The organism is Clostridioides sp. ES-S-0049-02, from assembly GCF_020658465.1.
GTDB lineage: Bacteria > Bacillota > Clostridia > Peptostreptococcales > Peptostreptococcaceae > Clostridioides.
Genome location: NZ_JACVWG010000001.1, coordinates 1,019,814 through 1,039,602, shown reverse-complemented (window position 1 = coordinate 1,039,602; position 19,789 = coordinate 1,019,814). Strand labels below are relative to the sequence as shown.

General features: G+C 25.4%; 21 protein-coding genes. 16 read left to right on the top strand and 5 right to left on the bottom strand.

What is annotated here, in order from left to right:
• The first annotated feature begins 4 nt into the window (after nt 1-4).
• The 3 genes from IC213_RS04665 (at nt 5) to IC213_RS04655 (ending at nt 2,915) form a co-directional block, all read left to right on the top strand.
• Nucleotides 5-214, top strand: coding sequence for a helix-turn-helix transcriptional regulator (locus tag IC213_RS04665; protein ID WP_227436112.1), 210 nt, complete (start codon nt 5-7; stop codon nt 212-214).
• Nucleotides 215-1,346: 1,132 nt separating this feature from the next.
• Nucleotides 1,347-2,369, top strand: coding sequence for a M56 family metallopeptidase (locus IC213_RS04660; RefSeq protein WP_227483101.1), 1,023 nt, complete (start codon nt 1,347-1,349; stop codon nt 2,367-2,369).
• Nucleotides 2,370-2,567: 198 nt separating this feature from the next.
• Nucleotides 2,568-2,915 carry a cupin domain-containing protein gene (locus IC213_RS04655; RefSeq protein WP_227436116.1) on the top strand — a complete coding sequence of 116 codons (348 nt, stop codon included), beginning with the start codon at nt 2,568-2,570 and terminating at the stop codon, nt 2,913-2,915.
• A gap of 130 nt (nt 2,916-3,045) precedes the next feature.
• On the opposite strand, the gene IC213_RS04650 is transcribed toward IC213_RS04655, so the two are convergent.
• The 3 genes from IC213_RS04650 to IC213_RS04640 all read right to left on the bottom strand — a co-directional run bounded on the left by IC213_RS04650 (nt 3,046) and on the right by IC213_RS04640 (nt 6,143).
• Nucleotides 3,046-3,525 (bottom strand): hypothetical protein, encoded by a 480-nt coding sequence (locus IC213_RS04650; RefSeq protein WP_227483100.1) that lies wholly within the window; start codon nt 3,523-3,525, stop codon nt 3,046-3,048.
• Between the two features lie 46 nt (nt 3,526-3,571).
• Complete coding sequence (locus IC213_RS04645; RefSeq protein ID WP_227483099.1) at nt 3,572-5,080, bottom strand: recombinase family protein; 1,509 nt, start codon at nt 5,078-5,080, stop codon at nt 3,572-3,574.
• 208 nt (nt 5,081-5,288) lie between these two features.
• Complete coding sequence (locus tag IC213_RS04640) at nt 5,289-6,143, bottom strand: AraC family transcriptional regulator (protein ID WP_227823879.1); 855 nt, start codon at nt 6,141-6,143, stop codon at nt 5,289-5,291.
• Nucleotides 6,144-6,519: 376 nt separating this feature from the next.
• On the opposite strand from IC213_RS04640, the gene IC213_RS04635 reads away from it, so the two are divergent.
• The 7 genes from IC213_RS04635 to IC213_RS04605 all read left to right on the top strand — a co-directional run bounded on the left by IC213_RS04635 (nt 6,520) and on the right by IC213_RS04605 (nt 12,211).
• Nucleotides 6,520-6,801: a hypothetical protein gene (locus tag IC213_RS04635; protein WP_227437616.1), complete on the top strand. Its 282-nt coding sequence runs from the start codon at nt 6,520-6,522 to the stop codon at nt 6,799-6,801.
• Nucleotides 6,802-7,109: 308 nt separating this feature from the next.
• On the top strand, nt 7,110-7,613 hold the full coding sequence (locus IC213_RS04630; protein WP_227862791.1) for a GNAT family N-acetyltransferase: 504 nt from the start codon (nt 7,110-7,112) through the stop codon (nt 7,611-7,613).
• 311 nt (nt 7,614-7,924) lie between these two features.
• Nucleotides 7,925-8,593 carry a VanZ family protein gene (locus IC213_RS04625; protein WP_227437614.1) on the top strand — a complete coding sequence of 223 codons (669 nt, stop codon included), beginning with the start codon at nt 7,925-7,927 and terminating at the stop codon, nt 8,591-8,593.
• 178 nt (nt 8,594-8,771) lie between these two features.
• Nucleotides 8,772-9,287, top strand: coding sequence for an RNA polymerase sigma factor (locus tag IC213_RS04620; protein WP_227437612.1), 516 nt, complete (start codon nt 8,772-8,774; stop codon nt 9,285-9,287).
• Entirely contained in the window at nt 9,284-10,045 is a 762-nt protein-coding gene (locus tag IC213_RS04615) for a hypothetical protein (RefSeq protein ID WP_227437610.1), read from the top strand. Before IC213_RS04620 ends, IC213_RS04615 begins: the two co-directional genes overlap by 4 nt.
• Before the next feature lie 37 nt (nt 10,046-10,082).
• Nucleotides 10,083-10,949 carry an ABC transporter ATP-binding protein gene (locus tag IC213_RS04610; protein ID WP_227437608.1) on the top strand — a complete coding sequence of 289 codons (867 nt, stop codon included), beginning with the start codon at nt 10,083-10,085 and terminating at the stop codon, nt 10,947-10,949.
• Nucleotides 10,950-10,969: 20 nt separating this feature from the next.
• On the top strand, nt 10,970-12,211 hold the full coding sequence (locus IC213_RS04605) for an ABC transporter permease subunit (RefSeq protein WP_227437606.1): 1,242 nt from the start codon (nt 10,970-10,972) through the stop codon (nt 12,209-12,211).
• Between the two features lie 199 nt (nt 12,212-12,410).
• On the opposite strand, the gene IC213_RS04600 is transcribed toward IC213_RS04605, so the two are convergent.
• Both IC213_RS04600 and IC213_RS04595 read right to left on the bottom strand, forming a co-directional pair.
• Complete coding sequence (locus tag IC213_RS04600) at nt 12,411-13,919, bottom strand: recombinase family protein (RefSeq protein WP_227483099.1); 1,509 nt, start codon at nt 13,917-13,919, stop codon at nt 12,411-12,413.
• A 208-nt stretch (nt 13,920-14,127) separates the two neighbouring features.
• Nucleotides 14,128-14,982, bottom strand: coding sequence for an AraC family transcriptional regulator (locus IC213_RS04595; RefSeq protein ID WP_227823879.1), 855 nt, complete (start codon nt 14,980-14,982; stop codon nt 14,128-14,130).
• Between the two features lie 376 nt (nt 14,983-15,358).
• Between IC213_RS04595 and IC213_RS04590 the strand changes: the two genes are divergently transcribed.
• The 6 genes from IC213_RS04590 (at nt 15,359) to IC213_RS04565 (ending at nt 19,788) form a co-directional block, all read left to right on the top strand.
• Nucleotides 15,359-15,640 (top strand): hypothetical protein, encoded by a 282-nt coding sequence (locus IC213_RS04590; RefSeq protein WP_227437616.1) that lies wholly within the window; start codon nt 15,359-15,361, stop codon nt 15,638-15,640.
• A 308-nt stretch (nt 15,641-15,948) separates the two neighbouring features.
• Nucleotides 15,949-16,452 (top strand): GNAT family N-acetyltransferase, encoded by a 504-nt coding sequence (locus tag IC213_RS04585; protein ID WP_227862791.1) that lies wholly within the window; start codon nt 15,949-15,951, stop codon nt 16,450-16,452.
• Between the two features lie 311 nt (nt 16,453-16,763).
• Nucleotides 16,764-17,432: a VanZ family protein gene (locus IC213_RS04580; RefSeq protein WP_227437614.1), complete on the top strand. Its 669-nt coding sequence runs from the start codon at nt 16,764-16,766 to the stop codon at nt 17,430-17,432.
• A gap of 178 nt (nt 17,433-17,610) precedes the next feature.
• A complete protein-coding gene (locus IC213_RS04575) occupies nt 17,611-18,126 on the top strand; it encodes an RNA polymerase sigma factor (protein WP_227437612.1) in 516 nt (171 codons plus the stop codon).
• A complete protein-coding gene (locus tag IC213_RS04570) occupies nt 18,123-18,884 on the top strand; it encodes a hypothetical protein (RefSeq protein ID WP_227437610.1) in 762 nt (253 codons plus the stop codon). The genes IC213_RS04575 and IC213_RS04570 overlap by 4 nt, the downstream gene beginning before the upstream one ends.
• A gap of 37 nt (nt 18,885-18,921) precedes the next feature.
• Complete coding sequence (locus tag IC213_RS04565) at nt 18,922-19,788, top strand: ABC transporter ATP-binding protein (protein WP_227437608.1); 867 nt, start codon at nt 18,922-18,924, stop codon at nt 19,786-19,788.
• Nucleotide 19,789: the final 1 nt, after the last annotated feature.

Here is a 19,789-nt window from a genome sequence, read left to right as displayed (position 1 = left end):
TGATATGGAAAAAGAAGAATTGATATTAAAAAATAGTTTGAAAGAAGCAAGGTCAGAAGCAAAATTATCTCAATCAGCATTAGCAAAAATGGTTGGAGTATCACGTAATACTATTAGTTCAATAGAAACAGGACAATTCAATCCTACTGCTAAACTTGCATTGATTTTATGCATTGCATTAGATAAAAAGTTTGAAGATTTATTTTTCTTTTAGGATGGATTAATTTATGAGAATAATAGTATGCCTATTCATAACTATAACTGCGAAAGTATTATTAACTCAACAAAGAAGAAAAGAAGTGAAAAGAGAAGCACTAATCTAAATAGATTGTAATGCTTCCCTTTTTTCTTTAAAGTACTATTGGTAAATATTCATAATATTAAGATAAATCACTATGAAAATAATTTCAAGTTTATCTTAATTATTTAAAAATATAAATGAAGCTTTCAAAAATCAATTTAGTTTACATAATATAAATATAGTTAACTTTTTAGATTCGCTTGTAGCTTAAACATCAAATTACACATTTAAATAGATTTTAAGGAAGTTTGTATGAAATATGTATAAAACATCGCGTGGTTTTATAGAGTGCATTTAAAATCCAAAATGCGGAGAGATAAATTTTGGCTGAAATTTATAAAAATGAAATTTATGAATTTAATTAAAAAAATAAAAGAAAAGTTTGCTAAAATAAAAAATAGAAACGCAAATATTTTTAATGGAAATTTATGCGATACAACGAGTCTTTAATTTGAAAAGGATTTGAATGAAAATAAAATTCGATAAATTCTTTGTGGTAGAAATATGGTATAGCTAAAACAAAAAATATAAAGTTTAAATAATTTAATGTGAAAACTATTTAGAGTGGTAAATTAATATGCTTGATTTCTATAAATTTTAAAAATATAAATACAAATATAATGTTTATGAGAATCCTAAAAAGATGAAAAAATAATAAAAAAAACAAAAAAATTACTGACATTTCACTGACAAATAAACGATTTATATTTATACAAGCATTGAAAAAACTATACTATTAAAAAAGGGCATAAAATAATATATTTTATGCCTTTTTTTAATAATATAGTTTTAAGTATAAATTATATTTAATATAATAAATTTTAATTAGCCTAAATAGCTTCGTGATAAACCTGATTTGGTAAGGAGAGAATTAAATAAGTTTATTGGTAAGTATAAGTAACAAAATAATACTGGTAAATTTTACTAATGACAATTATAATTACTTTATACATAAAATTAAATACAAAATACTAATATTGAACTGATTTTTAAAAATTGTTAAATAAACATATTGAAGAATAGATATAATAGGAGAGAAGAGTCTATGAGTTTGATTCTAAGTGATATTTTTAGAACGGTTTTAGTAAGTAATTTATTCCTAATTCTTTTATTAGTATTTAGAATAAGTGTATTTAAAAGATTTAGTAAAAGATTTAATTATTATATCTGGTTTATTGTAGTTATTAAACTCTTGCTACCATTTACATATTATACTTTTACATTTAATACATTGAAATATCAAGATAGTATTAAAAAGATAAACTTAGAAAACTTTAATAATATTTCTATTTCTAAAAGTGGTATTTTAATATTTATTTGGATTATTGGTGCAATAGTATATTTAATTTACAATATTTTGAAATATATAAAACTCAAAAATTTAATTAATGATTTATCTTATGAGATAGATGATAAAGATATAATCAAGCTTTATGAAAATTTATTAAAGGAACTAAAAATAAGTAAAGATATAAAACTTAAATACACTTATGAAGTTGAAACACCTGCATTTTTTGATTCATGTGTTCTTTTGCCACCATGTGAATATACATTAAAAGAACTTGAATGGATATTTAGACATGAACTTATACATTTTAAGAATAAAGACCTTTATATTAAATATTTAGTGTTATTTTTAAAATGTGTTTATTGGTTTAATCCTTTTATGTATATTATGGATAAGATTATAGATTTAGATTGTGAACTTTATTGTGATGAAAGAGTTTTAAAAAATTGTAATATAGAAGAGAAAAAAGAGTATGCTTTAATTATCATAAATATGATGAGAAAAAAATTAAATTATTCAAATAAATTTGTAGCTGGTTTACATCAAAAATCAGATATTCAAAAACGTGTTTATTATATGTTTAGTGAAAAATATAAAGGAAGCACTGTTGTAGTATTGTTTTTATGTTTATTTTCATCAATAATGTATTTAAAATTAGAATTTATCTCTACAAACTTTTTGAATAACTCTATTTCAAATTCAACATATATTGAAAATAGAATCAAAAGTAAACCAACCTATGAAAAAAACATTAGAATAGAAAATCAAGATAATCATTAAATATATGTAATGAAATAATTTCTGTGTTAAAAGGTTAAGATGTAAGTTTAATAAAAACATTAAAAAATTTAATTTATATTAAGGAGTCATAGTTACAAGTAAAAGAATTTTATTCCTATTATGTATAAGGAGAATACTATTTTTTTATATTGGAATAATAATAGTAAATCTATAATATAGAAAAGAGGTATTTATAGTATGCATGAAAATAAAAAGAATCTATTAGATGGAAGCTTAGCTCAATATAATGATGCAGCAGTACCAAAAATACCAGTATTTGCTGGTAATGATATAACTTCAGAAGTTTATTATTTTAAACCTAATCAAGTTCTTAATGCCCATAGACATCCTAATGGTGAACAAATATTTGTGTTCTTAAAAGGAGAAGGGAAAATGAAACTTGGAGAACATGAGTGTGATGTAAAACAAGGTGATACTGTTTTTGTACCAACAGGAGAATGGCATGAAATTACTAATGGAAGCAATGAGGAAATGGTTGCTGTTCAAATTACAAAAATCAATGCTGGAGCAGAATACAGAGGATAGATATATAGGTATCTTTACGATACTTTAATTTCTATTTTTTAATATAAACTTTAATCTCAATTATAAAAAGAGTCTTTTAAAAGACTCTTTTTATAATTTTTGTAAGTTTTTAGTTAAAACTGATGCATATTTATTTTATATTTTTTATTGCATTATTTGCAAATTCAGTATTTACTATGTCTTTGTAAGGGGCTTCTTTGTCTAATTCCTTAGCTTCTTTCATAACATCCATTAGTTTATTTAAACCTTCCTCTTTTAATACAGGGTTTTGAGACCATGCATCTATTGACTTATATCTATCTACAACTGTTACTAAATCTTCTAGAGATATATCTTCAAAGAAAGGTTGCATAGCTTCGGCGATTTCTTTACTAGGAGCTTTTTGAACCCATAATTGACCTCTATAAACAGCATTTGTAAATCTTTGAATTAAATCTTTATTATTTTTCATGTAAGATCTAGTAGTAGAGTAAGCTGTAAATGGTATTTCTCCAGAATCTTTTCCTATAGATGTTACTATATATCCGCTGCCTTCTTTTTCCATGGCAGTTGCTGTAGGTTCAAATGCTGTTGTAAAGTCACCTTCACCACCTGCAAAAGCCCCAGCCATTACTCCAAATTGGTAGTCAGTCTGTTTATAACATTGAAATATACAATTAATCTTTTGATATAATGGGGTATAGTATTAAAGAAAAATCATCGCATTTTTGATTAGGCTCTTTTTTATATACAACATGGTCAATTATAGTTTTAAGTAATATATTTTTCAGATAAGGCTCTTTCTCTTCTGTGTATTCTCTTAAAACTTTTTCAAGTTGAGGAATAATTTGCATTCTAACAGTGCTTTTTTCCTTTGCTATTTTAATATCTATATTTACTTTATTTATAGAATTTTTAACATCTTCTATACGTGATGTAAGTATATTTGAACGTTCTATAAATACATCTGAACTATATATTCCTTGTTCTAAAAAATCATGTAATCCTCCCTTTTGTTTCTCTAGGTTCTCAAGTTCTTTTTTTAAGGATGTTAGAGTACATTTTAAATTATCTTCAAATTTATCTTTAAAAACAAGTTCTTCTTTCAAAGATAGCTTATAATCTGTTAGCCATTTACTTAAAACCTCTAAAACTTTATTTTCTAATATGTATAATTTAGTAGATTTGTTTTTACAATTAGTGCAGACTATATATTTTTCATATCCTTTTGATGTTGTATTAGATTTTGCAACTAAAGTATGACCACAATATCCACATTTTATAATTCCAGCTAAAGGATTGGTTATTTTATTGTTTGGAGTAGGTGAGTTACTGCGTTTTTTTCTTATATCTTGCGCTTTATTCCATATTTCTTCGCTTATTATTGGTTCATGTTTTCCTTTTACTTCCATTTGTTCCTCGATGCCTCTAGTCCTACTAGAATTTCTTTTTCTCTCAACTTTATTCCATACTATGTAGCCACAATATACTTTATTTTTTATAATATCTCTTACACCTTTTTCATACCAAGTTCTACCTGTTGTGGTTTTATAACCAAGTTCATTTAGATACTTGGATATTTTACAGGCTCCAATTCCTTTTAAATACATATCAAATATCATTTTAATAACATTTGCTTTATCTTTATTTACTACAAGAATTCTTTCTTTATTGTTTAAGTATTTAATATCATATCCATAGGGAGGAGACTGAGCAATAAACTTACCTTCTTCAATACTTTTAATTTTACCTCTTTGCATACGCCTAGATATTAGTTTTAATTCTTTACGAGCCATAAAAGCTTCAAATTCAGAATATTCTTCATCAAATTCGTCATTCAAATCATAAGTTTTCCTAGGAGTAATAATTTTTGTTTGAGACTTTTTAAAAGTATCTAATATTAATCCTTGGTCTTGCATATTTCCACGTCCTAAACGGTCAATATCCATTACTAAAACAGCATCATAATTATTACTTTTAACTTCATCTAGTAGCTCTAACATCTTAGGCCTATATTCTATACTTTCTCCAGAAATAAGTTCCTCTTTAACATCAATTACATTTAAGTTTTGTTCTTTTGCTAGTTTTAGTAGTGTTGTTTTATGTCTACCTAAGGTTTCAAACTCACCTCTGTGTTCTGCTTCTTCATCAGCTCTGCTTTTTCGCAGATAAATAGAAACATTCATTAAATCACACTCCTTGAATATATTATATTCAGCAGTAAACTGATTATATTTAAAACATAAAAAATAAACATGTAAAAAATAGATTTTATTTTTTAACATGTTTATTTTCACATATATATTCAAGTCTTTGTTATTATAAATAGAACTTCACTTTTGCATAAATTCTATCTTTCTATTTCTATATATCTATATAAATTAAATTTATAGGCTATTTTTTTATAACAGGTATCCATACTTCAAACTTAGAATTTTGTGGGTCTGGATTTAAGTAAAGTTCAATATCAGGACCATTGTCATACTCATATCCGGAAGTAGGTAACCATTCTGTTACAATACGTTTTTCTAGTTCTTGTATAGCTTGTGGGCATTGTCCTTCTCCAGAAAATATTGCCCAAGTAAAAGGTGAAATAGTATATTCATCTAATTTATCATCTATGGATTCTGTGCTTGCAACAGAGATAAAGTATTTCCACTCTTCTGAATCATTACACACACTTACACCTAATACACCTTTTGGTTGGCTATTCATCATAGGTAACAGTTTTTGAATAGTTCCATCTAATGCAGATTGTTGCCACATTTTTGGAACAATCTCAAAGTTTTTTTCTAACTCAGTGTGAAGGCGTTGAGATACACCAACAATACGAAATTCTTCTTTCTTTTCAATTCTATAATTCATTTCTTCAGCTCCTTTTATAGTAATTTTAAAGCTAATTGGAGGAAAGGCCTTTAAATTTATTGTTTCTCCTTTTTGTATAATTGATGGTGCAATACCATGAATACTTTTAAAGGCACGATTGAATGCTGTTGGAGAAGTGTATCCATATTTCAAAGCTACATCAATTATTTTTTTATTATCATTTTGTAATTCTACAGCAGCCAAAGACATCCGTCTGCGTCGAATATACTCAGAAAGAGGTACATCTGCCATATAAGCAAACATCCTTTGAAAATGATATGTAGAACAACAAGCTATTTTTGCCAGTTGTTCATATTCAATTTCTTTTGTTATATTTTCTTCAATATAGTTAATTGCTTTGTTTAGTTTTTCAATCCATTCCATAAAATCAGCTCCTTGTACTTTTTATAATACCTATTTTTAAATAATTCTTCCTCTCTTTTTATGCACAAATTAACTAGCATAATAAAGTATAGATTTAGTATTGAAAATCAACTTAAATATTAAATCTTAAGTATTAAAGTTATTAATTATATAATTTTTTTATATTTAGTATATCATAGTTTAGCACTTAATTTTATTAGAGTATAATGGTTTTAATTTACTACATAAAGTATCTAATTAAGTGCTTAACTGTATGGAGTATTTTGGATATATATTGCTATTTTTCATAAATTACACTACTTAAATACTTATAAATATTAATTAAGAATAGGACAATTTTTAATATACATAAAATATAAGAGAGGAGGGGATTTGCATGCCAAAGATAGAAAAAGATTTGGATGGTACAACTACTATAACATACTTTGATGATGATGTAGATGTTCCAACAGACGATAATGGTTATAAAATATCCATGACAGTACTACATGGAAATACTGTATGCCATGTAGTATCTCCTGAAACAACACTAGGAAGAAAGTTTACAATAGGAGAAAAACAGGATAAAGATGATAGAATATATAAAGCAATAGAAAAAATAATGATAGATAGACAATTAAAAGTACAAAACTCAAATAAGGAAGTTGCTAGTAATTAGCACTTCTTTATGATATAAAATAGGACAAATATATTTAAAAACTTAACATTAAAACTTCACTAGTTAATTTATAATAAATCTTTAACTAATAATATACTCATTAAAACTTAGATTACATATGATAATTTCTTATAAAATATTGTTAAGATTTGAAATATCAGTATTATTTTAAAATTTAATTTATTGTATAAAAGAAAACTGGTATACTCTTACTAAAGTAAGTTATATAATTTTTAAAATTTATTACTATAAAAGATTATAAAATAGAAAATAACTATCATAAATATTTTATGTTTAAGGAGGAGAAGATGGAAATTAGAAACGCTGTAATAGATGATGTAGAAAATATAAGTAAGATTTATGCTCAAAGTTGGAAAACAGCATATAAGGGAATTATACCACAGAGTTATTTAGACGATTTAAAGGACGATTTTTGGGTTGAAACTTTTAAAGGTTTAATTGGAAACAATAAAATAACAGCTAAAATGATTTTTGATAATAATAAACCAATTGGTTGTATTGCTTATGGCAACTCAAGGGATGATACTTTAAAAGATTGGGGCGAGATAGTTTCATTGTATTTACTTCCTCAGTATTTTGGAAAAGGTGTTGGAAATGAAATATTTCAAAGTGCTCTAGATGATATGAGATTGTCAGGATTTAGTAATATTTATCTTTGGGTATTAGAAGAAAACCAGAGAGCGAGAAAATTTTATGAGAAACATGGATTTTATTGTAATAATGATGTATATACTATTGAGATTATGGATAAAAAAATTACTGATGTACGATACATTTATACTTTCAAATAAAATATAAACTTTATATAAACACTACCTTAGATTATCCAAATCAAATATAGTTATTAAAAATAAAAGCTACCTCTAAATATATAAAATATTTGGAGAGAGCTTTTATTTTTATTTTCAGATAGTATATAAGTTTCAAATTGTTATTGATAAATATTAAAGAATATATTTTATAAAATAATTTTTTAATACTGACTTTTTGAAACTGTAAATCGTTATATAAGATAGTAGAAGTAATTTACACTAGATAAATCAATTTTATAAGGATAAAATTACTTAAAGTTTTCAAATTACAAATACTAAGGAGGTATATTATGAAATTTGATATAATGAAGTTATTTGTGTGTGGATTACCAATATGGGTAATAGTTAGGGTAATTGTACTTATAAATAAGTATAAGAATAAAGAGAAGTATATTTTTTTAAAAGAAATAATGGTCAACATATTTATACTTTATTTATTTATATTAATAAGTTTAGTCATTTTGCCAATAGATACAGATGAAAATTATTTCTCAGGATTTACTATTTATGAAAAAATGAATATAAATCTATTGCCATTTAGAGATTTCATAGAAAATAAGTATACAAATATAAATCTTATAAAAAATAATTTAATTGGCAACACTTTGTTGTTATTACCATTTACATTATATCTATGTTTAATAAAATCAAGTTTAAGAAATTTTAAAAAAACAATTATAGTTAGCTTTTTAATATCATTATCAATAGAAACTATTCAATTAATTATGAACTGCATGTCTATAGTTCCACAGTTAAGAGCTGTAGATATAGATGATTTGATAATGAATACTTTAGGTGGTTGTATTGCATACATTATATTCAAATTATCTTATAGAGGAAAGCTTAAACTTTTTATAGACAAGATATACATAAATAAGGAATTAAATAGTGACTCACAAGAAGCTCTTGAAGAGGATATTAAAATTTATAAACAGGATATTTTAAGAGAGGATAATTAAATTATAATCAATATTTAGTTTTATATATTATACTTAAATTTAAAATAGTTATCAATAAGAGTTTAGTGTTAAACAAAACAGCAAAACAAGGAATAAATAGGGCATTATCTAAAGGTATAAAGTCATTTGAAGATTATCTTTGTTTTAATCGTTATATAGAGTGATGGAGGTGATAATAGTGAATGATTCTAGGATTATAGCACAAATAAAAACAGGTAAAAAAGAATTGTTTGATACTTTAATAGAGAAATATTATAATAGCGTCTATTGTTATTGTTATCGCCATGTAGATAATCAAATGACTGCACAGGACTTAACTCAAGATGTATTTGTAACAGTTATAAAAAATATAAGTAATTATAAACACTATGGTAAATTTGAAAATTATTTATATGTTATTGCTAGAAATAGGTGTAAGGATTTTTGGAAGAAAAAACAACCCCTATATTTAGAGTCACTAGACAAAGAAGAATCTAAACAAGAATTAGTAGATGTAGAAAACAAGATATTTGTAAAAGAAGCTTTGACTAAATTGCCAGAAACAGAATTTGAAGTAGTAATTTTGCGGTATTATCATGATTTGAAATTTAAGGATATTGCTAAAATTATGGATTCCAGTGTATCTGTTACAAAGTATAGGATGAGTATGGCCTTAAAAAAATTAGAGGCATATATGGAAGGAGGCAAACTATGAATAAGAAAAAAATCAAAAAAAGTTTAATGGAGTATACAGTTCCTAAATATGAAGTTTCAGCTTTTGAAAAGACTATTAAAACAATACATAAAATGACGTTTAGTAACGCTGATAAAAGGATGAATAGTATAGATTTTTTTATCTCTCAAATTGGTTTTATACGAAAAAGAACCTGGATTATACAATTTCTAGTGTTATGTACAATATGTGCATTACTATTCAATACATCAAGAGATAATAACTCATTTTATGAAATATTATCCTTGGTTTCTGTAGCAGTTCCACTTTTTATATTGACTAATATAGAGGAGATAGCAAAAGTATATAACAATAGTGTATTGGAAATAGAATTTTCAACAAAAAATACATTACATAAAATTATTGCTACTAGAATGATTGTTTTTGGAGTAAGTGATTTATTATTTATGTGCGTTATCTTATTACTAGCAAAACAAATAATTGATATCAATACCTTGTATATAATAATTTATATATTAGTACCTTTTAACTTAATGTGTATTGGATGCTTAGAAATTATAAATAGAAATAGAGGTAAGTATACAAATTACTATTGTATGATTTATGGTACATCTCTTGTCTTGTTAATATTTATGCTTGGTACTTTTAAAAACAGTATATATCAATTTGAATCAATAGAGCAATGGTTAATTATTTTTTTAGTGACATCAGTAATATTAATACATGAAATAAAAAAAACATGGAAACATCTTTGTTCATTTGAAAACATTATTATCTAAATAATAAATAACAATATATAGTATTAGGAGGAATTGTATGGAACTAAGTTTAGAATGTCTAACAAAACAATATGATAACAAAATTATAGTAGATAGGATAGAATTCAAGCTAAATGAAGGTATATATGGATTCTTAGGAGAAAATGGAGCAGGAAAAACAACTCTTATAAGAATGATTTGCGGAGTATTAAGCCCAACCTCTGGAGAAGTGAAGATAGATGGTAAAAATAATTTGGATATGGGAGAAGATTTTAGAGATATGATTGGATATCTTCCTCAAGAATTTGGATATTATCCAGACTTTACTGCAAAAGAGTTTATGTTATATATAGCTTCATTGAAAGGTTTAACTCCTAGTTACGCAAAAGAAAAATCGCAAGAATTATTAGAGTTGGTTGGATTGTCAGGTGTCGTTAATAAAAAAATAAGAACATTTTCTGGTGGTATGAAACAAAGACTTGGGTTTGCTCAGACATTGCTTAATGACCCTAAAATTTTAATATTAGATGAGCCAACAGCTGGTTTAGACCCAAAAGAAAGAGTCCGTTTTCGTAATTTGATTTCAGAATTCTCCAAGGAAAAAATTGTAATTTTATCTACTCATATTGTATCTGATGTAGAACATATTGCAGATAAAATTTTAATACTGAAAAAAGGGAATCTAATTTTGGATGGTTCAGTGGAAGCAGTAACATCAAAAATAGAAGATAAAGTATGGAAATGTGTGGTTAATGAAAATGAAGTAGATTATATGGCTAGTAAATATTGTTTGGTAAATATTCATCACTCTGGAGGTGTTGCCACTCTTAGAATTATAAGTGATATAAAACCACATGATAATGCATGTAATCTAAGACCAACATTAGAAGATTTATATTTATATTGTTTTAATGAAGTACAATAAATATGTGTGAGGGGATAAATATGTCTACATTAATTAAGTTTGAATTAAAAAAGATAATAAAAAGAAAGTCTACAATAGCAGTTGTTTTAGGAAGCTTGATTTTAAGTATATTTCTTTTTGCCTTAATGCCACTCAAAGAAAAATCCTATGATGAGAATGGTAAAGAGTATAGAGGGCTACAAGCTATTGAACTTTCAAAACAACAATCTAAATTAAACGAGGGATACATAACAGATAAAAAAATAGAAAACTCAATCAGAGAATATCAAAAAAATTTTAATAATCCAAATAATATTGTAAAAGATGAAAATGGATTTTCAAGTTTTAAGCAAGGCGTTTATTGGAGATTCTTTTATCCAAACAAAACATTTTATAACTTTATAACAGAATCATATAATGCACCAAATGATTTTAATTCTATGATACTTCAATCAATATCATTAAAAAATAGAACTAATTTTTATAAGTTTAGAAATGAAAAAGTAAATACAATATTAAACAGTGAATATTCAGATGGAAATTATGCACAAAAAGAAAAAGAGTTTTGGTTATCTAAGAATAAGAAAATAAATGAACCCTATTTAAATGGATATTATGAAGGCTGGAATTATTTTTTACTGGGTAGAGACTTACTAATTTTCACTATATTGGCTATCTGTATAAGTATAGCTTCTGTATTTTCAGGAGAATATCAATCAGGTACTGATTCAGTGATATTGTCTTCTAAATATGGAAAAACAAAAGTTATAACAGCTAAAATAATAAGTTCCTTTTTATTTGGGACAATTGTTTTTATAATAAATACAATTATATCTATTGGAATTCTTATATTGTCTTTTGGAGTAGATGGATGGAATTTACCATTACAACTTACAGTGAGCTCAACACCATACCCAGTTACATTTTTACAAGCAACCTTATTGAGTATTTTAGTTATCTATATGATATTAATAGCATTAATTGGATTTACACTTTTATTATCTTCTTGCATGAAATCGCCTTTTCCAGTTTTAATTACAGATATAGTGTTACTATTTATACCACTATTCTTAAAATATAGTGAGACAAATTGGCTATATAATCAGATTCTTCGAATTTTACCATCAAATGCTATTTCATTCTCATTTTCTGAGTATGTAAACTACAGATTTGGAAACTTAATAATAGATTTACCTACAATGATTATTTTTACAGGTTTAATATTATCAATTATTTTTTTACCTTTTGTTAAGAATAACTTTAGAAAACATCAAGTTAATTAATATATAATATAGAAATATATGAAAAAAATAATAATACAAAAAAGACATGAATGAAGAGTAATTCATCTATGTCTTTTTATATTATCTTGACATTAAATTTAGTAATAATTATATTATATGTATTTTAGATGCTATAAATCACAGTTATAAACAGACTGATTTTTGGTAGTCAGTCTGTTTATAACATTGAAATATACAATTAATCTTTTGATATAATGGGGTATAGTATTAAAGAAAAATCATCGCATTTTTGATTAGGCTCTTTTTTATATACAACATGGTCAATTATAGTTTTAAGTAATATATTTTTCAGATAAGGCTCTTTCTCTTCTGTGTATTCTCTTAAAACTTTTTCAAGTTGAGGAATAATTTGCATTCTAACAGTGCTTTTTTCCTTTGCTATTTTAATATCTATATTTACTTTATTTATAGAATTTTTAACATCTTCTATACGTGATGTAAGTATATTTGAACGTTCTATAAATACATCTGAACTATATATTCCTTGTTCTAAAAAATCATGTAATCCTCCCTTTTGTTTCTCTAGGTTCTCAAGTTCTTTTTTTAAGGATGTTAGAGTACATTTTAAATTATCTTCAAATTTATCTTTAAAAACAAGTTCTTCTTTCAAAGATAGCTTATAATCTGTTAGCCATTTACTTAAAACCTCTAAAACTTTATTTTCTAATATGTATAATTTAGTAGATTTGTTTTTACAATTAGTGCAGACTATATATTTTTCATATCCTTTTGATGTTGTATTAGATTTTGCAACTAAAGTATGACCACAATATCCACATTTTATAATTCCAGCTAAAGGATTGGTTATTTTATTGTTTGGAGTAGGTGAGTTACTGCGTTTTTTTCTTATATCTTGCGCTTTATTCCATATTTCTTCGCTTATTATTGGTTCATGTTTTCCTTTTACTTCCATTTGTTCCTCGATGCCTCTAGTCCTACTAGAATTTCTTTTTCTCTCAACTTTATTCCATACTATGTAGCCACAATATACTTTATTTTTTATAATATCTCTTACACCTTTTTCATACCAAGTTCTACCTGTTGTGGTTTTATAACCAAGTTCATTTAGATACTTGGATATTTTACAGGCTCCAATTCCTTTTAAATACATATCAAATATCATTTTAATAACATTTGCTTTATCTTTATTTACTACAAGAATTCTTTCTTTATTGTTTAAGTATTTAATATCATATCCATAGGGAGGAGACTGAGCAATAAACTTACCTTCTTCAATACTTTTAATTTTACCTCTTTGCATACGCCTAGATATTAGTTTTAATTCTTTACGAGCCATAAAAGCTTCAAATTCAGAATATTCTTCATCAAATTCGTCATTCAAATCATAAGTTTTCCTAGGAGTAATAATTTTTGTTTGAGACTTTTTAAAAGTATCTAATATTAATCCTTGGTCTTGCATATTTCCACGTCCTAAACGGTCAATATCCATTACTAAAACAGCATCATAATTATTACTTTTAACTTCATCTAGTAGCTCTAACATCTTAGGCCTATATTCTATACTTTCTCCAGAAATAAGTTCCTCTTTAACATCAATTACATTTAAGTTTTGTTCTTTTGCTAGTTTTAGTAGTGTTGTTTTATGTCTACCTAAGGTTTCAAACTCACCTCTGTGTTCTGCTTCTTCATCAGCTCTGCTTTTTCGCAGATAAATAGAAACATTCATTAAATCACACTCCTTGAATATATTATATTCAGCAGTAAACTGATTATATTTAAAACATAAAAAATAAACATGTAAAAAATAGATTTTATTTTTTAACATGTTTATTTTCACATATATATTCAAGTCTTTGTTATTATAAATAGAACTTCACTTTTGCATAAATTCTATCTTTCTATTTCTATATATCTATATAAATTAAATTTATAGGCTATTTTTTTATAACAGGTATCCATACTTCAAACTTAGAATTTTGTGGGTCTGGATTTAAGTAAAGTTCAATATCAGGACCATTGTCATACTCATATCCGGAAGTAGGTAACCATTCTGTTACAATACGTTTTTCTAGTTCTTGTATAGCTTGTGGGCATTGTCCTTCTCCAGAAAATATTGCCCAAGTAAAAGGTGAAATAGTATATTCATCTAATTTATCATCTATGGATTCTGTGCTTGCAACAGAGATAAAGTATTTCCACTCTTCTGAATCATTACACACACTTACACCTAATACACCTTTTGGTTGGCTATTCATCATAGGTAACAGTTTTTGAATAGTTCCATCTAATGCAGATTGTTGCCACATTTTTGGAACAATCTCAAAGTTTTTTTCTAACTCAGTGTGAAGGCGTTGAGATACACCAACAATACGAAATTCTTCTTTCTTTTCAATTCTATAATTCATTTCTTCAGCTCCTTTTATAGTAATTTTAAAGCTAATTGGAGGAAAGGCCTTTAAATTTATTGTTTCTCCTTTTTGTATAATTGATGGTGCAATACCATGAATACTTTTAAAGGCACGATTGAATGCTGTTGGAGAAGTGTATCCATATTTCAAAGCTACATCAATTATTTTTTTATTATCATTTTGTAATTCTACAGCAGCCAAAGACATCCGTCTGCGTCGAATATACTCAGAAAGAGGTACATCTGCCATATAAGCAAACATCCTTTGAAAATGATATGTAGAACAACAAGCTATTTTTGCCAGTTGTTCATATTCAATTTCTTTTGTTATATTTTCTTCAATATAGTTAATTGCTTTGTTTAGTTTTTCAATCCATTCCATAAAATCAGCTCCTTGTACTTTTTATAATACCTATTTTTAAATAATTCTTCCTCTCTTTTTATGCACAAATTAACTAGCATAATAAAGTATAGATTTAGTATTGAAAATCAACTTAAATATTAAATCTTAAGTATTAAAGTTATTAATTATATAATTTTTTTATATTTAGTATATCATAGTTTAGCACTTAATTTTATTAGAGTATAATGGTTTTAATTTACTACATAAAGTATCTAATTAAGTGCTTAACTGTATGGAGTATTTTGGATATATATTGCTATTTTTCATAAATTACACTACTTAAATACTTATAAATATTAATTAAGAATAGGACAATTTTTAATATACATAAAATATAAGAGAGGAGGGGATTTGCATGCCAAAGATAGAAAAAGATTTGGATGGTACAACTACTATAACATACTTTGATGATGATGTAGATGTTCCAACAGACGATAATGGTTATAAAATATCCATGACAGTACTACATGGAAATACTGTATGCCATGTAGTATCTCCTGAAACAACACTAGGAAGAAAGTTTACAATAGGAGAAAAACAGGATAAAGATGATAGAATATATAAAGCAATAGAAAAAATAATGATAGATAGACAATTAAAAGTACAAAACTCAAATAAGGAAGTTGCTAGTAATTAGCACTTCTTTATGATATAAAATAGGACAAATATATTTAAAAACTTAACATTAAAACTTCACTAGTTAATTTATAATAAATCTTTAACTAATAATATACTCATTAAAACTTAGATTACATATGATAATTTCTTATAAAATATTGTTAAGATTTGAAATATCAGTATTATTTTAAAATTTAATTTATTGTATAAAAGAAAACTGGTATACTCTTACTAAAGTAAGTTATATAATTTTTAAAATTTATTACTATAAAAGATTATAAAATAGAAAATAACTATCATAAATATTTTATGTTTAAGGAGGAGAAGATGGAAATTAGAAACGCTGTAATAGATGATGTAGAAAATATAAGTAAGATTTATGCTCAAAGTTGGAAAACAGCATATAAGGGAATTATACCACAGAGTTATTTAGACGATTTAAAGGACGATTTTTGGGTTGAAACTTTTAAAGGTTTAATTGGAAACAATAAAATAACAGCTAAAATGATTTTTGATAATAATAAACCAATTGGTTGTATTGCTTATGGCAACTCAAGGGATGATACTTTAAAAGATTGGGGCGAGATAGTTTCATTGTATTTACTTCCTCAGTATTTTGGAAAAGGTGTTGGAAATGAAATATTTCAAAGTGCTCTAGATGATATGAGATTGTCAGGATTTAGTAATATTTATCTTTGGGTATTAGAAGAAAACCAGAGAGCGAGAAAATTTTATGAGAAACATGGATTTTATTGTAATAATGATGTATATACTATTGAGATTATGGATAAAAAAATTACTGATGTACGATACATTTATACTTTCAAATAAAATATAAACTTTATATAAACACTACCTTAGATTATCCAAATCAAATATAGTTATTAAAAATAAAAGCTACCTCTAAATATATAAAATATTTGGAGAGAGCTTTTATTTTTATTTTCAGATAGTATATAAGTTTCAAATTGTTATTGATAAATATTAAAGAATATATTTTATAAAATAATTTTTTAATACTGACTTTTTGAAACTGTAAATCGTTATATAAGATAGTAGAAGTAATTTACACTAGATAAATCAATTTTATAAGGATAAAATTACTTAAAGTTTTCAAATTACAAATACTAAGGAGGTATATTATGAAATTTGATATAATGAAGTTATTTGTGTGTGGATTACCAATATGGGTAATAGTTAGGGTAATTGTACTTATAAATAAGTATAAGAATAAAGAGAAGTATATTTTTTTAAAAGAAATAATGGTCAACATATTTATACTTTATTTATTTATATTAATAAGTTTAGTCATTTTGCCAATAGATACAGATGAAAATTATTTCTCAGGATTTACTATTTATGAAAAAATGAATATAAATCTATTGCCATTTAGAGATTTCATAGAAAATAAGTATACAAATATAAATCTTATAAAAAATAATTTAATTGGCAACACTTTGTTGTTATTACCATTTACATTATATCTATGTTTAATAAAATCAAGTTTAAGAAATTTTAAAAAAACAATTATAGTTAGCTTTTTAATATCATTATCAATAGAAACTATTCAATTAATTATGAACTGCATGTCTATAGTTCCACAGTTAAGAGCTGTAGATATAGATGATTTGATAATGAATACTTTAGGTGGTTGTATTGCATACATTATATTCAAATTATCTTATAGAGGAAAGCTTAAACTTTTTATAGACAAGATATACATAAATAAGGAATTAAATAGTGACTCACAAGAAGCTCTTGAAGAGGATATTAAAATTTATAAACAGGATATTTTAAGAGAGGATAATTAAATTATAATCAATATTTAGTTTTATATATTATACTTAAATTTAAAATAGTTATCAATAAGAGTTTAGTGTTAAACAAAACAGCAAAACAAGGAATAAATAGGGCATTATCTAAAGGTATAAAGTCATTTGAAGATTATCTTTGTTTTAATCGTTATATAGAGTGATGGAGGTGATAATAGTGAATGATTCTAGGATTATAGCACAAATAAAAACAGGTAAAAAAGAATTGTTTGATACTTTAATAGAGAAATATTATAATAGCGTCTATTGTTATTGTTATCGCCATGTAGATAATCAAATGACTGCACAGGACTTAACTCAAGATGTATTTGTAACAGTTATAAAAAATATAAGTAATTATAAACACTATGGTAAATTTGAAAATTATTTATATGTTATTGCTAGAAATAGGTGTAAGGATTTTTGGAAGAAAAAACAACCCCTATATTTAGAGTCACTAGACAAAGAAGAATCTAAACAAGAATTAGTAGATGTAGAAAACAAGATATTTGTAAAAGAAGCTTTGACTAAATTGCCAGAAACAGAATTTGAAGTAGTAATTTTGCGGTATTATCATGATTTGAAATTTAAGGATATTGCTAAAATTATGGATTCCAGTGTATCTGTTACAAAGTATAGGATGAGTATGGCCTTAAAAAAATTAGAGGCATATATGGAAGGAGGCAAACTATGAATAAGAAAAAAATCAAAAAAAGTTTAATGGAGTATACAGTTCCTAAATATGAAGTTTCAGCTTTTGAAAAGACTATTAAAACAATACATAAAATGACGTTTAGTAACGCTGATAAAAGGATGAATAGTATAGATTTTTTTATCTCTCAAATTGGTTTTATACGAAAAAGAACCTGGATTATACAATTTCTAGTGTTATGTACAATATGTGCATTACTATTCAATACATCAAGAGATAATAACTCATTTTATGAAATATTATCCTTGGTTTCTGTAGCAGTTCCACTTTTTATATTGACTAATATAGAGGAGATAGCAAAAGTATATAACAATAGTGTATTGGAAATAGAATTTTCAACAAAAAATACATTACATAAAATTATTGCTACTAGAATGATTGTTTTTGGAGTAAGTGATTTATTATTTATGTGCGTTATCTTATTACTAGCAAAACAAATAATTGATATCAATACCTTGTATATAATAATTTATATATTAGTACCTTTTAACTTAATGTGTATTGGATGCTTAGAAATTATAAATAGAAATAGAGGTAAGTATACAAATTACTATTGTATGATTTATGGTACATCTCTTGTCTTGTTAATATTTATGCTTGGTACTTTTAAAAACAGTATATATCAATTTGAATCAATAGAGCAATGGTTAATTATTTTTTTAGTGACATCAGTAATATTAATACATGAAATAAAAAAAACATGGAAACATCTTTGTTCATTTGAAAACATTATTATCTAAATAATAAATAACAATATATAGTATTAGGAGGAATTGTATGGAACTAAGTTTAGAATGTCTAACAAAACAATATGATAACAAAATTATAGTAGATAGGATAGAATTCAAGCTAAATGAAGGTATATATGGATTCTTAGGAGAAAATGGAGCAGGAAAAACAACTCTTATAAGAATGATTTGCGGAGTATTAAGCCCAACCTCTGGAGAAGTGAAGATAGATGGTAAAAATAATTTGGATATGGGAGAAGATTTTAGAGATATGATTGGATATCTTCCTCAAGAATTTGGATATTATCCAGACTTTACTGCAAAAGAGTTTATGTTATATATAGCTTCATTGAAAGGTTTAACTCCTAGTTACGCAAAAGAAAAATCGCAAGAATTATTAGAGTTGGTTGGATTGTCAGGTGTCGTTAATAAAAAAATAAGAACATTTTCTGGTGGTATGAAACAAAGACTTGGGTTTGCTCAGACATTGCTTAATGACCCTAAAATTTTAATATTAGATGAGCCAACAGCTGGTTTAGACCCAAAAGAAAGAGTCCGTTTTCGTAATTTGATTTCAGAATTCTCCAAGGAAAAAATTGTAATTTTATCTACTCATATTGTATCTGATGTAGAACATATTGCAGATAAAATTTTAATACTGAAAAAAGGGAATCTAATTTTGGATGGTTCAGTGGAAGCAGTAACATCAAAAATAGAAGATAAAGTATGGAAATGTGTGGTTAATGAAAATGAAGTAGATTATATGGCTAGTAAATATTGTTTGGTAAATATTCATCACTCTGGAGGTGTTGCCACTCTTAGAATTATAAGTGATATAAAACCACATGATAATGCATGTAATCTAAGACCAACATTAGAAGATTTATATTTATATTGTTTTAATGAAGTACAATAAA